Genomic DNA, 14,393 nt, shown 5'->3' with positions numbered 1-14,393 from the left:
GAAGCGGCCGTTCATCCGGACCTGCGGCGCAGATCAGCACCTTTTCGGACGTTTCCACCTTGTCGTGCTCGCTCGCGGGCGGCTACGCTGCGGTGCCTCCCGCCCCACGCCCGCGCTGTCCATGCATGTGATTGCCCGTACTTCCGCCGCAGCGCTGCTCGCGCTGGGCCTCGTCGCCGTGATGCCCGCCGCGCTCGCGCTGTCCAAACGCGACCAGGCCGCCGTGGACGCGCTCAACCAGCGCATGCAGGCCGCCGAGGCGCGCTATCGCGCCGGGCTGGTGAAGATCGGCAACGCCGACCCCGCCGGCCGCACCGAGGTCGACGGCGCGCTGGAGGACATGGAAGACGTGATGGCCGACTGCGTGAAGCAGAAGGGCTGTTCGCCCACGACCATGCTCGCCGCCTACAAGCGCCTGCTGAAGCAGAACGCCGACCTGGCCTCCGGCGACGAAGTGCCCGAGGACAACGACGAGGACGCCGCCGGCAGCATCACCGCCGACGTGCCCGAAGCGGCGCGCGCCGCCGCGCTGCTCAGCGCCGACGGCCAGCAGTTCGTGAAGATGGTGCAGTACAACCCGGCGGTGCAGGCGGGCATCCGCCGCTGGCTCACCGACATGCGTCCGTCGCTGATGGACAGCTTCGAGAACTACCAGTACCTGCGCCAGACGATGTGGCCGCAGTTCCAGCGCGCCGGCCTGCCCGAAGCGCTGCTGTTCGGCGTGATGGCGAAGGAATCCAACGGCCGCGTGCATTCGACCTCGCGCGCCGGCGCGGCCGGGCCGATGCAGTTCATGTATGCCACCGGTCGCCGTTTCGGCCTGGGCGACGACGGCACCGGTTTCGACACGCGCTACGACGCGCGCGCTTCCGCGGTCGCGGCGGCGGAGTATTTCAACGAACGCCTGGCGACGCTCAACCGCAACATCGAACTGTCGCTTGCCGCGTACAACGGCGGCGAGGGCCGCGCCCAGCGCGTGTACAACAGCACCGGCGGGCGCAACTTCTGGGATGAATCGGTCTACAACCAGTTCCCGGCCGAAACCCGCGACTACGTGCCGATGGTGATCGCCGCGGCGTGGCTGTTCCTGCATCCGAAGGAATACGGCCTGACGATCCCGCGCGTCGAGGCGCGACCGGCGCCGCTGCGCCTGTCCCGGCCGAGCTCGATCTACGAACTCACCATCTGCCTGGGCAACGGCGGCACGCGCGAGGGCTTCATGCGCGCGCTGCGCAACCTCAACCCGCGTTACCAGGCCGACCAGTACCTGCCGGCCGGCACCACGCTCGCGGCGACGACGAAGATCGTCGGACTGTACGGCCGCCACTGCACGCAGGGCCAGCGCGCCGAACTCGCGCACACGCTGGTGATGAGCGATGCCTCACGCGCCATCGTGCGCACCGGCCCGGTGACGCCGGTGCAGCCGGAAGACGCGGTGTACGAAGCCGAAAGTCCGGGCGTGGGCAGCGCCGGCGCGGCGGCGCCCCGCGCTCCGGTGCGCGCGAAGCGCTCCAAGCCGACGACCTACACCGTCAAGCGCGGCGAGACGCTCACCGGCATCGCGCAGAAGTTCGAGTGCGACACCGGCGACCTGGCCAGGTCGAACAAGCTCAAGGCGCCGCGTTTCGCGATCCGCCCGGGGCAGAAGCTCAAGCTCGACGCCTGCGACGGTTGAGTCGCGCCGCCGGACCCTCCATGCTGGCGCCCACCACAGGGAAGCAGGGGGTGGGGCATGGTGTGGCAGAAGCTCGTCGGTCTGTTCCGCAAGAATGAGACGCCGGCCGGGCCGGCGCTGCAGGCGCAACTGGACGAACTGCGCGACTACATCGCCCGCGATCTGCGCGGCGGCTACGTCGATCGCGATTCCATCGTCGACAACGCGCTGGAAGTGCTGGAACTCCAGCCGCACGGCGAAGACGTGCTGCGCGCGAACGCGCTGCGCATCCTCGACGAGGAAATCGCGGCGTACCGCCTCGACTCGGCCGACTGGCCGGACGTCACCGACCACGATCGCCTCGAGGAAGCCTTCGCCGCGCTGGAATCGCAAGGCGTGGTGTGCCGGCAGAACTTCACGTGCTGCGGCACCTGCGGCGTGGCGGAGATCGGCGACGAGATCGACGCCACGCGCGAACGCGGCGGCGACGTGCTCGGTTACGCGTTCTTCCACATGCAGGACACCGAGCGCGCCGTCGAAGGCGGCGGGCTCTGGCTGAACTTCGGGGCGACCGGCGACGGCGAGGCGCCCGCGCTCGCCGTGGCGGGCCGCATCGCCGAGGCCCTGCGCGCCACCGGCCTCACGGTGAACTGGGACGGCGACTGGAGCAAACGCATCCACGTGCCGCTGCAATGGCAACGCCGGCTGGCGCTGTGACGCGCGCGCCCGCGCTCGTGGCGGGCGTCGTGGCCGCCAGCGCGGTGCTCGCCATCGCCGGTGCGTACTGGCCGGCGATGCCGTGGCTGCACTGGATCTTCAAGCCGCTGACGACGCTGCTGATCGCCGCGATGGTGTGGCGCATGCCGTCGTCGCTGCCGCGTTATCGCGCGTGGCTGCTCGCGGGGCTCGCGCTGTCCACGGCGGGCGACGTGTTCCTGATGCTGCCCGTCGATGCGTTCGTCGCGGGGCTGGCGAGTTTCCTGCTGGCGCACGTCGCCTACCTGCTGGCGCTGCGGCAGCGCGAACGCCTGTTCGTCGTGGGCTGGCCGTTCGTGCTGTATGCGGTCGTCGCCGGCGGCGTGCTGTCGCAGCTCTGGTCCGGATTGCCCGGTGCGTTGCGCGCGCCGGTGATCGTGTACGTCGTCGTGCTCGCGGCGATGGCGGCGCAGGCGCTGGCGGTGTGGTGGCGCCGACGCGACGGCGCGGCGGTGTGCGGCGCGTGGGGCGGGGCGTGCTTCGTGCTGTCCGATGCGCTGCTGGCGTGGGACCGCTTCGTCGCGCCGTTCGCCGCCGCGTCGTTCGCGGTGCTCGCGAGTTACTGGCTGGCGCAGTGGGGGTTGGGGCGGTCTGTTCCCAGAACCGAGTAGCGCTTTTGTACCCGGGTAAGCAACGCGCACCCGGGACCCGTCACCGTCGCTGAAATCCGGGTGCGCTTCGCTTACCCGGGCTACAAGAGCATCAGGCCGTGCGCGTCGCGAGCTTCTGCCCCAGACGCACCGGCGATTCCGCGCCCAGCGACGGATCGAGCGTCGCCACGCCGCGCGGCAGCAACACGATCACCGTCGAGCCGTAGTTGAACCGCGCCATCTCGGCGAAACGGTCCAGCGTGATGTTCTCCGCGCGCCAGTCCTTCCGGTTGATGCGGTCGCCGTAGGCGGGGATTTCCTCGCCGCTCCACACGGTCTCGACGCCCGACACCAGCAGCGCGCCCACCATCACCATCGCCATCGGCCCGAAGTCGGTGTCGAAATGGCACACCAGGCGCTCGTTCCGCGCGAACAGGCGCGGCACGTTCGCCACCGCCGCGGTGCCGACGCTGAACAGACGGCCCGGCACGTGCACGGTTTCGCGCAGTCGGCCGGTCCACGGCATGTGCACGCGGTGGTAGTCACGCGGCGACAGGTACACCGTCGCGAACAGACCGTCGTTGAAGGGCGTGGCGTCGGCCTCGTCGCCGAGCAGTTCCGCCGCCGTGAACGACTGGCCCTTGGCCTGGAAGATGCGGCCGTCCTCGATCGGGCCGCACTGGCTGACGTGGCCGTCGGCGGGCATCAGCAGCGAACGCGGGTCCGCATCGGGCACGCGCGCGCCGGGCTTCAGCGCACGCGTGAAGAACGCATTGAACGTGGGGTATTTCGTCGGATCCGGCTGCGCGGCCTCGGCGAGGTCGACGCCGAACCGGCGCGTCACCGTGTCGATCAGCCACTGCTTCAGGCGCGGGTTGTCCGAATACGCGAGCGCGCGCGCCATCGACGACAGCAGCCGATGCGGAAGGACGTAGGTGAGGGCGGTGACGAGGCTCATGGAGTGCTTACGATGGCGTGCAGGCGTGATGGGGTCGTGCAGGGCACGTGCGGAAGGCGCGGAGCGGGCGGTTCATCCGCCCGTCGCGGCGGTCACTCGCGCTTGGGAGACGCGGCAGCGAAGCTCGCCTGCGTCAGTGCCGTCATGTCGGCGGCGATCGCGGCCGGGTCGAACGGCGGCTGCACGATGCCGGCCATGCGGCCCTGCGGATCGAGCACCGCCATCGACGCACTGTGGTCGACGCTGTACTGGTCGGCGCGCACGCCTTCCGGCGCCGGCACCTTCGCGAAGACCATGCTCAGCGACTTGGCGAACTGCTCCAGCGCCGGGATGTCGGCGGTGGCGGCGATCGTGTCGCGGTGGAAGGCGTGTGCGTACTCGCCGATGCGGTCGGGCGTGTCGCGCTCGGGATCGACCGACACGAACAGCACGCGCGGGCGCGTGGTTTCCGGCAGCGCGGCCCATTGCTTCTGCGCCTTGGACATTTCGGCCAGCGTGGTCGGGCACACGTCGGGGCAGTGCGTGAAGCCGAGGAAGACCAAGGTCCAGTGGCCCTTCAGTTCGCCCGGCACCAGCGGCGTGCCGTCGGACTGGCGCAGCGTGAAGGCCGGCAGCGTGCGGGCCGGTTCGAACAGGCGCACGGCGCGGGTCTGCGGCAGCGAGGAGCCCGCGGACGGCGCGAAGTAGTGCTGCGCGGCCCACAGGCCGAGGGCGGCGGCGAGGGCGGCGATGAGGACGTAGACCGTGGTGCGGTTGAACATGGCGGCTTCGAATCGCGCCCGGGAGCTGGGGCGCGGGCATGATACCGGGCCGGGGCCCGTATAATCGTCGCCCCCTTCGAAAGGCCCCGTCATGAACGGCTCCGCGACCCCGACCCCCGTCACGTTCGAGCAGGTCTCGATCATCGACCTGATCCGCTATGGCGGCAGCCGCTTCAACGAAGCCGGCCTGACCTTCGGCCACAGCTACGACAACGCACTGGACGAAGCGACGCAGCTGGTCCTGCACGCGCTGCACCTGCCGCACGACCTGAGCCCGGTGTACGGCGCCTCGCGCGTGACCGCGGCGGAGCAGGCGAAGGTGCTGGCGCTCTTCCAGCGCCGCATCGACGAGCGCGTCCCGGCGGCGTACCTGACGGGCGAGGCGTGGTTCGCGGGGCTCAGCTTCAAGAGCGACCGCCGCGCGCTGGTGCCGCGTTCGCCGATCGCCGAACTGATCCCGCACGGCTACGAGCCGTGGCTGGGCGGGCGCGAAATCGAGCGCGTGCTCGACCTGTGCACCGGCTCGGGCTGCATCGCGATCGCCACCGCGCACTACCACCCGCACTGGCAGGTGGACGGCGTGGACATCAACGACGAGGCGCTCTCGCTCGCGCAGGAAAACAAGGAACGCCTGCACGCCGACAACGTCACGCTGCGCAAGTCGGACCTGTTCAACCAGCTGCAGGGCCAGGTGTACGACCTGATCGTCACCAACCCGCCGTACGTCACCAACGACGAGACCGACGCGCTGCCGAAGGAGTATTCGCACGAGCCCGAACTCGGCCTGCGTGCCGGTGACGACGGCCTGGACCTCGCGCTGAAGATCCTGCGCGACGCACCGGACCACCTGACCGAGAACGGCCTGCTGATCTGCGAAATCGGCGAGGCCGAGCGCGCGCTGGTCGAACTGCTGCCGGAACTGCCGATGGCATGGGTGGAGTTCAAGGTCGGCCAGATGGGCATCTTCGTGGTCGAACGCGCGGACCTGGTCGAGCACCACGCGAAGATCAAGGCGCTGGCGGACGCGCGCTGACCGTCCCGTACTTGTAGCCCGGGTAAGCGAAGCGCACCCGGGATGCGTGAAGGGCCGTCACGCCGACACCCGCCGTCTCACCGTCATTCCAGCTTTCGCTGGAATGACGGGAGATGAAGGCCGCCACGAAACCGGCTGGTTCCAGCAGCAACCAATCCACGTTGCTAAAGTGAATACCTGCACCCCGCGGGCTTCCACGTGTCCAGCAACAGCTTCGGCAAACTCCTCACCGTTACCACCTTCGGCGAAAGCCATGGCCCTGCCATCGGCTGCGTCGTCGACGGTTGTCCTCCGGGCATCGCCATCGCGCCGGAGGACTTCCGCCACGATCTCGAACGCCGCGCCACCGGCCGCACGCGCCACACGTCGCAGCGTCATGAGGCCGACGAGGTGGAGATCCTCAGCGGCGTGTACGAAGGCCTCACCACCGGCACGCCGATCGCGCTGCTGATCCGCAACACCGATCAGCGCAGCAAGGATTACGCGAAGATCGCCGACCAGTTCCGCCCGGGGCACGCGGATTACACCTACTGGCAGAAATACGGCATCCGCGATCCGCGCGGCGGCGGGCGTTCGTCCGCACGCGAGACGACGATGCGCGTGGCCGCGGGCGTCATCGCCAAGAAATGGCTCGCCGACCGCCATGGCGTGCAGGTGCACGGCTGGCTGTCGCAGATCGGCGAGATCGTGCCGCACGGCTTCGATCTGTCGGCCGTGGAGAACAACCCGTTCTTCTGGCCCGACACGCGCCAGGTGACGGAGCTGGAGCTCTACATGGACGCGCTGCGCAAGTCCGGTGATTCGGTCGGCGCGCGCGTGGACGTTGTCGCAACGAACGTGCCGCCCGGCTGGGGCGAGCCGATCTACGGCAAGCTCGACGGCGAACTCGCCGCGGCGCTGATGAGCATCAACGCGGTAAAGGGCGTGGAGATCGGCGACGGCTTCGGCGTCGTGGCGCAGAAGGGCAGCGCGCACCGCGACCAGATGACGCCGCAGGGCTTCGCCAGCAACCACGCCGGCGGCATCCTCGGCGGCATCAGCACCGGCCAGCGGCTGCGCTGCTCGGTGGCGTTCAAGCCGACCTCCAGCCTGCGCCTGCCGATCGACAGCCTCGACACGCACGGCAACGTCGCCGAAGTGGTCACCACCGGCCGCCACGATCCCTGCGTCGGCATCCGCGCGACGCCGATCTGCGAGGCGATGGTCGCGCTGGTGCTGATGGACCAGGCGCTGCGCCATCGCGCGCAGTGCGGCGACGTGGGCGAGGTGACGCCGCGGATTCCCGCGCAACGCGATGGCTGACGTGCGTCCCCGCGTCTGGGTCTCGCAACCGCTGTTCGGCGACATCGTCGGGCGGCTGCGCGAACACTTCGACGTGATCGAGACCGCCGCAGTCGGCAAGCATTCGCAGGACGAAATTGCCGCGACGCTCGCTTCCTGCGATGGCGCGCTGGTCACGCTCAACGATCGCATCGGCGCGGCGGAAATCGCGAATGCGCCGCGTCTTCGCGCGATCGCGAACGTAGGCGTCGGCTACAACAACCTCGACGTTGTCGCACTCACGCAGGCCGGCATCGTCGTGACCAACACGCCGGACGTGCTGACCGAAACCACCGCGGACTTCGGCTTCGCACTGATGATGGCCACCGCGCGCCGCATCACCGAGGCCGAGCGCTGGTTGCGCGACGGCCAATGGAAACAGTGGAGCTTCGAGACGATGCTCGGCGGCGACGTGCACGGCACGACGCTGGGCATCCTCGGCATGGGGCGAATCGGGCAGGGCATCGCCCGCCGCGCGTCGGGCTTCCGCATGCGCGTGCTGTACCACAACCGCTCGCGGCTCGGTGCCGACATCGAAGGCACGTGCCGCGCCGCGTACGTCGATTTCGACACGCTGCTGGCGCAGTCCGATCACCTCGTGCTCGTGCTGCCGTATTCGCCCGCCGTGCACCACGTCTTCGATGCGGCGGCGATCGCGAAGATGAAGCCGACCGCGACGTTGACCAACATCGCGCGCGGCGGCATCGTCGACGAGGACGCGCTCTCCGACGCGCTGGAAAGCGGCCGGCTGGCCGCGGCGGGGCTCGACGTCTACGAAGGCGAGCCAGCGATCAACCCGCGCCTGCTCGCGCTGCGCAACGTGGTGCTGACTCCGCACATCGCCAGCGGCAGCCTCGCCACGCGCCGCGCGATGGTGTCGCTGGCCGTGGACAACCTCATCGCCGCGCTGGGTTTCGGCCCACATGCGGGCGACCCGCCGACGCCGGTGAATGCGACCGAATCGAGCCCCTCTCCCAACGGGAGAGGGGTTGGGGTGAGGGGCAACGAAGCCGAAGCGGGACCGGTCGCGAGCGCGGTGCAAAGCCGAAAACCCGGCATATCGAAATAACGCGAACGCATCAGCGTCCGCCGCCGCGTTGCGGGATCATCCGCGACGCGCCTTTCGAAACAGACCAAGCCCGCCGGAAACGTCGCCATGCCGCACAGCCAGCGCCTGATCCAGATCCGCACCTACCAGCTAGCGCCCGACGCACGCGACGCGTTCCATCGCGCCTTCGTCGACGAGGCAGTGCCGATGCTGCGCCGCTGGCAGCACGAGATCGTGGCGTTCGGTCCATCGCCGCATGCCGGCGACGCGTACTACCTGATCCGTGCCTACGACGACCTCGACGATCTGAATGCGCGGCAGGACGCCTTCTACGGCTCGCCGGAATGGCGCCAAGGCCCGCGCGAACGCGTGCTCGCGATGATCCTTCACTACCAGGATGCGGTACTGTGGGCGTCTCCCGAGACGCTCGACGACCTGCGCCGCCGCAATCCCGGCGACGCGGCGCCCACGGGCTGAGCCGCATCCGCGCTTCGCAACACCCGCCGGAATGGTTCCGGCCGGGCTTCAACGCTGTACCCCTCCAACCCGAAAGAAGGAACCAATGAACGCCAAGAACTCCTGCAACGTGGCCATCGTCGGTGCGACCGGCGCCGTGGGCGAGACGATGCTGCGCATCCTCGTCGAGCGGAAATTCCCCATTGGCAACTTGCACCTGCTGGCCAGCGAGCGTTCGGCCGGCGAGAAAATCGAGTTCGGCGCGAAAAAAATCACGGTGGAGGACCTGGCGACGTTCGATCCGAGCGGCATCGACATCGCGCTGTTCTCCGCAGGCGGCAGCGTGTCGAAGGAATACGCGCCGAAGTTCGCCGCGGCCGGCGCCGTGGTGATCGACAACTCCTCGGCATTCCGTTACGACGACGACGTGCCGCTGGTCGTGTCGGAAGTGAACCCGGAGGCCGCGAAGAACCGCCCGCGCGGCATCATCGCCAACCCGAACTGCTCGACCATGCAGATGCTGGTCGCGCTGGCGCCGATCCACCGCAAGGTCGGCATCGAGCGCATCAATGTGGCGACGTACCAGTCGGTGTCGGGTGCGGGCCGCTCGGCGCTGGAGGAGCTCGGCCGCCAGACCGCCGCGCTGCTGGGCTTCCAGGAGCCGAATCCGGAGCGCTTCCCGGTGCAGATCGCGTTCAACCTGATCCCGCACATCGACGAGTTCCAGGACAACGGCTACACCAAGGAAGAAATGAAGCTGGTCTGGGAGACCCGGAAAATCCTCGGCGACGACAGCATCCAGGTGAACCCCACCGCGGTGCGCGTGCCGGTGTTCTACGGCCACTCCGAGGCGGTGAACATCGAGACGCGCGAGAAGATCTCCGCAAGCGATGTGCGCAAACTGCTGGAAGCCGCCCCAGGCGTGGAAATCGTCGACGAGCCGAAGGCGGGCGGCTACCCGACGCCGGTGACACATGCGTCGGGCAACGATCCGGTCTACGTCGGTCGCATCCGCGACGACTTCTCGCACCCGCGCGCGGTGAACCTGTGGATCGTCTCGGACAACATCCGCAAGGGCGCCGCATTGAACGCGGTGCAGCTCGCCGAGCTGGTGCTGGCCGAGCGCGGCTGACGGCGTTCGGCACAGGGAGCGGCGCCTGGCGAAGAGCCGGGCACCGCTTCACCCGGAAGGCCTTTTCCACGGGACAGGGTCCCGGAATCCACCGGTTTTCATTGCCCCTTCCCCCGGCGAGGGCTTAGAGTCGCGCCCGGGGAAGGGCAGGGATCCGAAGTGAAACAACCCGAAGCAAAACAGCCAGTTGCCAGACAAAGTTCCGCCCGGCGCTACGTGCGCACGGCGCTCGGGCTGGCATTGGCCCTCGCCAGCGGCGCCGCCTCGGCGCTGGGGCTGGGGCAGATCGAGGTCAAATCGCGGCTCGGACAGCCGTTCCTGGCCGAGATCCCGATCATTTCCAGCGATCCGTCCGAACTGGAACACCTGCAGGCCGAGCTCGCCTCGCCGCTGGTGTTCGCCCGCGTCGGCCTGAAGCCTCCAATGGGCGTGGTCGCCGAACTGCAGTTCACCTCCGCGCTCGATGCGGCCGGCCGTCCGGTCATCCGCGTCACCAGCGCACAGCCGGTCAACGAGCCGCTGCTGACCTTCCTGGTCTCGGTCGACTGGGGCCAGGGCCGGCTGGTGCGCGAATACGCGGCGCTGGTCGATGCGCCCCGCACGGTGTCGGCGCCGATGCAGCCGGCGATCGAGGAGACGGTCGTTTCCGAACCCAACCTCATCGAGCGCGAGCCGGAAGCCGCTGCACCCGCCACGACGGCCGAAGCACCGCCGGCGACCGCGCCCGAGGAAGCCGTCGCGCAGGCGCTGGCCCGTGAAGAGAACGCCGCCGCCGATAGCGAGGTCCCCGCCGCGCCGCAGCCCGAACCGCAGCCGCAGGTCGCGGTGGCGACGCCGCCGCGTGCGCCGGTGCCCGAGGCCTCGCGCGCGCTGTCCGGCGACTACGCCGTGCGCCGCGGCGACACGCTGTCGGAAATCGCCAGCCGCATGGAAGGGCAGGCGAGCCTCGACCAGGCGATGATCGCGCTGCTGCGCGCGAATCCCGACGCCTTCATCGACGGCAACATCAACCTGCTGAAAGCCGGCGCGGTGCTCGAACTGCCGCCTGGCGACGAGCTGGCGAGCGTCGATGCCGGCGAGGCCCGACGTCTGGTCGCCCAGCACGTCCAGCAGTGGCGCGATGCGCGCCGCGCGGTGCCACAGCCGGCGCTGGAAGGCGGCGCGACCGCGGCGGGCGCGCCCGCAGGCGGCGACAACGCAACGGCGGGCGGCGCGGCGACGGCCGACGCCCGCCTGGAAATCGTCCCGCCGGAGGCCGCGCGTGCCGCCCAGGCGGGCACCCAGTCCGGCATCCAGGCCGGCGGCGAGGGCCAGATGCTGCGACAGGAACTGCAACAGAGCCAGGAAACGATCGCGGCGCGCGACGCCGAGGTCCAGGAACTCAAGAGCCGCGTCGCCGAGCTCGAACAGCTGCAGAAACAGCAGCAACAGCTCATCGCGATGAAGGACAGCGAACTGGCCGCCGCGCAGCAGCGCGTGGCCAAGACCAACGAACAGGCCGCCGCGCAGTCCGGCTCGCCGCTGCCGTGGATCATCGGCGGCGGTGCGCTGTTGCTGGCGCTGCTCGGCGGCTGGTGGTGGGGCAGGCGCCCGGGCAAGCCGGTGTTCCGTGCGCCGCCGGACTCCGCGTCCACGGCGCCGTCGATTGCCGATGCCTTCGCGCCCGGTCCGGATATCGACGCGCGCGAGGCGCACGAAACCATCGTCGAGCCGCCCGCGCCGGAAGAGCGTGCCGCGGACGCGCGCCCGTTCGAAGAGCCCGCGTTCGAGCTGACGCCCGAACCGCAGGCGCCCGCGCGACCGGCCGCGCCGAGCGCACCCGCGGCACCGATCGCCCCGGCCTGGCACATCGCCGCGAACGGCAACGGCCGCCGCGCGCACGTCGAGCCAACGCTCGCCACGCAACCGGGGCAGGAACGCCTGGAACTCGCCCGCGCCTACATCGACCTGGGCGATCGCGAAAGCGCGCGCCAGCTGCTGAGCGAAGTCGTCATCAACGGCGACCTCGCCGCCCGCCAGGTCGCGTCGCGGATGCTGCAGGATCTGGAGTGATCGCCGAACATCCGAAGTTCTGAACCCCACTCCCGACGGCGACCGAAGGGAGTGCAGAGCTGGGAAGGTTGGGGTGAGGGGCAACGAGGCGATCGCGCCCCCCATCGCCGCCACCGCACAGCGCCACCATTCCTGGCGGCGCGATTTGCTTCGCCCACCGTCGCGAAGCACGATGCCACATCGATAATCCGGTTCCGGATCGCTCCGGAACGCATGCCGCTTCCCGTGAACAGCCCAGACGAATCCACGCTCCCCGAGACCGCCCCGACGCAACGCTTCGCCCTCGGCATCGAATACGACGGCAGCGGCTTCTGCGGCTGGCAACGGCTGAGCAAGCACGGCGAACCCGAGCGCGAAGGCGAGGAAACCCTGCAGGCCGCGCTGGAATTCGCGATCTCCTTCGTCGCCGGCCATCCGGTGGAGACGATCTGCGCCGGCCGCACCGACGCTGGCGTGCACGCCGAGTGCCAGGTCGTGCATTTCGACAGCCACGCCGCGCGCGATCCACGCAGCTGGATGCTCGGCGTCACCAGTCGCCTGCCGTCGCAGATCGCGGTGCGCTGGTGCCGGCCGGTGGCGCACGACTTCCATGCGCGTTTTTCCGCGCGTGCGCGGCGCTATCGCTACCGCATCCTCAACCGCCCGGTGCGCGCCGCACTCGGCCGGCAATACCTCAGCTGGGAGCGCCGCCCGCTCGACGCCGACGCCATGCACCGCGCCGCGCAGGCGCTGCTTGGCGAGAACGACTTCTCCTCCTTCCGCACCGTGCACTGCCAGTCGCCGCACGCGTGGCGCGAGCTGCAGGAGATCCGCGTGACGCGCACGGGCGACGTCGTCGAGGTGGAAGTGCAGGCGAACGCGTTCCTGCACCACATGGTGCGCAACATCGTCGGCAGCCTGCTGATGGTGGGCAGCGGCGAGAAACCCGAGCGCTGGATCGCCGAGCTGCTGGAAACGCGCGACCGGACCGTCGCCGGACCGACCGCGCCGTCGACCGGGCTGGTGTTCCTGGGGCCGCGCTATCCGGCGCAGTGGAACCTGCCGGCGGAGATCACGTTGTGAGCGCCGCGGCGCACACGCGCATCAAGTTCTGCGGCATGACGCGCCCGCAGGACGTCGCCATCGCGAGCGACCTCGGCGTGGATGCGATCGGCTTGGTGTTCGCGCAGCGCAGCTCGCGGCGCTTGGACATCGCGCGTGCGGCGGCATTGCGCGCCGATGTTCCGGCCTCGCTCGACGTGGTCGCGTTGTTCATGGACAACACGGCCGAAGAAGTGGCGCGCGTGATCGAAGCGGTCGGCCCGACGCTGCTGCAATTCCACGGGCGCGAGGATGAAGCGTTCTGCGACGCGTTCGGCCTGCCGTACTGGAAGGCGGTCGCGATGGGTGGCGAAGGCGAGGCGGATGCGCTGTCGCGCCATCCCGCCGCGCGCGCGCTGCTGCTCGACAGCCACGCTCCCGGCGCCGCGGGCGGCACCGGCGAGCGCTTCGACTGGTCGCGGATTCCGCACGGGTCCGGGCGCGCGTTCCTTCTGGCCGGCGGATTGCATCCGGACAACGTCTTCGACGCCGTGCGTACCGTGCGGCCGTGGGGCGTGGATGTTTCCAGCGGCATCGAATCGGCGCCGGGCGAGAAGGACGCCGCGAAGATGCGGCGCTTCGTCGAGGAAGTGCGTCGGGCGGATGCGGCGCTTTAGAACGCGCGCGTCGTAGATCGAGCGTCATTCTTGCGAACGCAGCTCACCCTTCGAGCTCCCCACGCAGCCATCCCACCAGCGCCGCCACACGCGGGTCGCTCGCGCGCCTGCGCGTCACCAGCACCCAACGCGCATCGGTTTCGACGAAACCCCACGGTGCGACGAGCCTTCCTGCGGCGAGATCCTCCGCGACCAGGGGTTCCGGCGCGATCGCCACGCCGAGCCCCGCGTTCGCCGCTTCCAGCAGGTAATACAGATGCGGAAAGCCGGTGCCCATGCGCAATGCGCCTGCGTCGAGCCCGTTGCGGACCGCCCAGTCGGACCACGCCTGCGGACGCGACTGCGTGTGCAGCAGCGCTTCCCGCGCGAGCGCGTGCGGTGCTGCATCGCGCAGGTGTGCGAACCCCGCGAAACGCGGGCTCACCACCGGCCCGATGCGCTCCGGCGCCAACTCGTGCACCTGCCAGTCGGTGGGCCACGGGGGCGGGGCGATGAGCAGCGCGGCGTCGAGCCCGGTCAGTTGCGCGTCGGGCGGGTTATCGCTGGCGGCAAGGTGGAGCGTGAGGTCGGGGCGCTCGCGGGCGAGATGATCGAGTCGCGGAATCATCCACCGCGCCAGCACGCTGCCCGGACAGCCGAGCACCAGCGGCGCCTGTAGCGGGCGCCGCCGCAGATCGCTCCAGCTTTGGCGCAGCAGGGCGAACGCCCCGTCCGCGGCCTCGTGCAGCCGCCGGCCGGCCGGCGTGAGCGCCAGCCCCCGGCCTTCGCGGATGAACAGCGCGGTGCCCAGCGCCTCCTCCAGCGATTTCAGGTGCCGGCTCACGGCGCCGTGGGTGACGTGCAGCTCGTCCGCGGCGCGGCTCACGCTTTCCAGCCGAGCCACGGCCTCGAAGGCACGCAGGGCGTTGAGCGGGGGTAGGTCTCGGCTCATGCGGA

At 69.9% G+C, this 14,393-nt stretch carries 14 protein-coding genes; 11 read left to right on the top strand and 3 right to left on the bottom strand.

Translation table 11 applies throughout. The annotated features are described in order from the left end of the window. Positions 1–121: 121 nt before the first annotated feature. From I4U41_RS01955 to I4U41_RS01945, 3 genes are read left to right on the top strand one after another with little or no spacing between them, the layout of a single operon-like run. Positions 122–1,675: a transglycosylase SLT domain-containing protein gene (locus I4U41_RS01955; protein ID WP_206859295.1), complete on the top strand. Its 1,554-nt coding sequence runs from the start codon at positions 122–124 to the stop codon at positions 1,673–1,675. A 57-nt stretch (positions 1,676–1,732) separates the two neighbouring features. Further along, a complete protein-coding gene (locus I4U41_RS01950) occupies positions 1,733–2,371 on the top strand; it encodes a DUF6891 domain-containing protein (RefSeq protein ID WP_206859293.1) in 639 nt (212 codons plus the stop codon). Then, positions 2,368–3,021 (top strand): lysoplasmalogenase, encoded by a 654-nt coding sequence (locus I4U41_RS01945; protein ID WP_320415132.1) that lies wholly within the window; start codon positions 2,368–2,370, stop codon positions 3,019–3,021. Before I4U41_RS01950 ends, I4U41_RS01945 begins: the two co-directional genes overlap by 4 nt. Before the next feature lie 91 nt (positions 3,022–3,112). On the opposite strand, the gene asd is transcribed toward I4U41_RS01945, so the two are convergent. Together asd and I4U41_RS01935 are read right to left on the bottom strand one after the other, a co-directional pair. Next, positions 3,113–3,958, bottom strand: a complete 846-nt coding sequence (gene asd, locus I4U41_RS01940; protein ID WP_206859291.1) for an archaetidylserine decarboxylase — start codon at positions 3,956–3,958, stop codon at positions 3,113–3,115. Positions 3,959–4,050: 92 nt separating this feature from the next. Then, entirely contained in the window at positions 4,051–4,719 is a 669-nt protein-coding gene (locus tag I4U41_RS01935; protein ID WP_206859290.1) for an SCO family protein, read from the bottom strand. Positions 4,720–4,810: 91 nt separating this feature from the next. On the opposite strand from I4U41_RS01935, the gene prmB reads away from it, so the two are divergent. From prmB to I4U41_RS01895, 8 genes are all read left to right on the top strand, one after another. Further along, positions 4,811–5,752: a 50S ribosomal protein L3 N(5)-glutamine methyltransferase gene (gene prmB, locus I4U41_RS01930; RefSeq protein WP_206859289.1), complete on the top strand. Its 942-nt coding sequence runs from the start codon at positions 4,811–4,813 to the stop codon at positions 5,750–5,752. A gap of 198 nt (positions 5,753–5,950) precedes the next feature. Further along, a complete protein-coding gene (aroC, locus tag I4U41_RS01925) occupies positions 5,951–7,054 on the top strand; it encodes a chorismate synthase (RefSeq protein WP_206859288.1) in 1,104 nt (367 codons plus the stop codon). Beyond that, entirely contained in the window at positions 7,047–8,141 is a 1,095-nt protein-coding gene (locus tag I4U41_RS01920; RefSeq protein WP_206859284.1) for a 2-hydroxyacid dehydrogenase, read from the top strand. The genes aroC and I4U41_RS01920 overlap by 8 nt, the downstream gene beginning before the upstream one ends. An 87-nt stretch (positions 8,142–8,228) precedes the next feature. Beyond that, positions 8,229–8,597, top strand: a complete 369-nt coding sequence (locus tag I4U41_RS01915) for an NIPSNAP family protein (protein WP_206859283.1) — start codon at positions 8,229–8,231, stop codon at positions 8,595–8,597. Positions 8,598–8,682: 85 nt separating this feature from the next. Continuing rightward, entirely contained in the window at positions 8,683–9,708 is a 1,026-nt protein-coding gene (locus tag I4U41_RS01910) for an aspartate-semialdehyde dehydrogenase (RefSeq protein WP_206859282.1), read from the top strand. Positions 9,709–9,924: 216 nt separating this feature from the next. Beyond that, entirely contained in the window at positions 9,925–11,760 is a 1,836-nt protein-coding gene (locus tag I4U41_RS01905) for a motility hub landmark protein FimV (protein ID WP_320415131.1), read from the top strand. Between the two features lie 225 nt (positions 11,761–11,985). Beyond that, positions 11,986–12,822, top strand: coding sequence for a tRNA pseudouridine(38-40) synthase TruA (truA, locus tag I4U41_RS01900; protein ID WP_320415130.1), 837 nt, complete (start codon positions 11,986–11,988; stop codon positions 12,820–12,822). Then, positions 12,819–13,457: a phosphoribosylanthranilate isomerase gene (locus tag I4U41_RS01895; RefSeq protein WP_320415129.1), complete on the top strand. Its 639-nt coding sequence runs from the start codon at positions 12,819–12,821 to the stop codon at positions 13,455–13,457. The genes truA and I4U41_RS01895 overlap by 4 nt, the downstream gene beginning before the upstream one ends. Positions 13,458–13,500: 43 nt before the next feature. Here the strand turns inward: I4U41_RS01895 and I4U41_RS01890 are convergent, their stop codons facing one another. Further along, complete coding sequence (locus I4U41_RS01890) at positions 13,501–14,388, bottom strand: LysR family transcriptional regulator (RefSeq protein WP_206860367.1); 888 nt, start codon at positions 14,386–14,388, stop codon at positions 13,501–13,503. Positions 14,389–14,393: the final 5 nt, after the last annotated feature.

This window comes from Lysobacter changpingensis (assembly GCF_017308985.1).
GTDB lineage: Bacteria > Pseudomonadota > Gammaproteobacteria > Xanthomonadales > Xanthomonadaceae > Lysobacter_J > Lysobacter_J changpingensis.
Note: the sequence above shows the minus strand (reverse complement) of the source record. Positions and strands in the feature narration are given on the sequence as shown.

What these genes read in the sequence shown, in the direction of transcription:
- I4U41_RS01955 (WP_206859295.1), top strand. Translation starts at nt 122, where the DNA reads ATGCATGTGATTGCCCGTACTTCCGCCGCAGCGCTGCTCGCGCTGGGC.
- I4U41_RS01950 (WP_206859293.1), top strand. Translation starts at nt 1,733, where the DNA reads ATGGTGTGGCAGAAGCTCGTCGGTCTGTTCCGCAAGAATGAGACGCCG.
- asd (WP_206859291.1), bottom strand. Translation starts at nt 3,958, where the DNA reads ATGAGCCTCGTCACCGCCCTCACCTACGTCCTTCCGCATCGGCTGCTG.
- I4U41_RS01935 (WP_206859290.1), bottom strand. Translation starts at nt 4,719, where the DNA reads ATGTTCAACCGCACCACGGTCTACGTCCTCATCGCCGCCCTCGCCGCC.
- prmB (WP_206859289.1), top strand. Translation starts at nt 4,811, where the DNA reads ATGAACGGCTCCGCGACCCCGACCCCCGTCACGTTCGAGCAGGTCTCG.
- I4U41_RS01920 (WP_206859284.1), top strand. Translation starts at nt 7,047, where the DNA reads ATGGCTGACGTGCGTCCCCGCGTCTGGGTCTCGCAACCGCTGTTCGGC.
- I4U41_RS01915 (WP_206859283.1), top strand. Translation starts at nt 8,229, where the DNA reads ATGCCGCACAGCCAGCGCCTGATCCAGATCCGCACCTACCAGCTAGCG.
- I4U41_RS01910 (WP_206859282.1), top strand. Translation starts at nt 8,683, where the DNA reads ATGAACGCCAAGAACTCCTGCAACGTGGCCATCGTCGGTGCGACCGGC.
- I4U41_RS01890 (WP_206860367.1), bottom strand. Translation starts at nt 14,388, where the DNA reads ATGAGCCGAGACCTACCCCCGCTCAACGCCCTGCGTGCCTTCGAGGCC.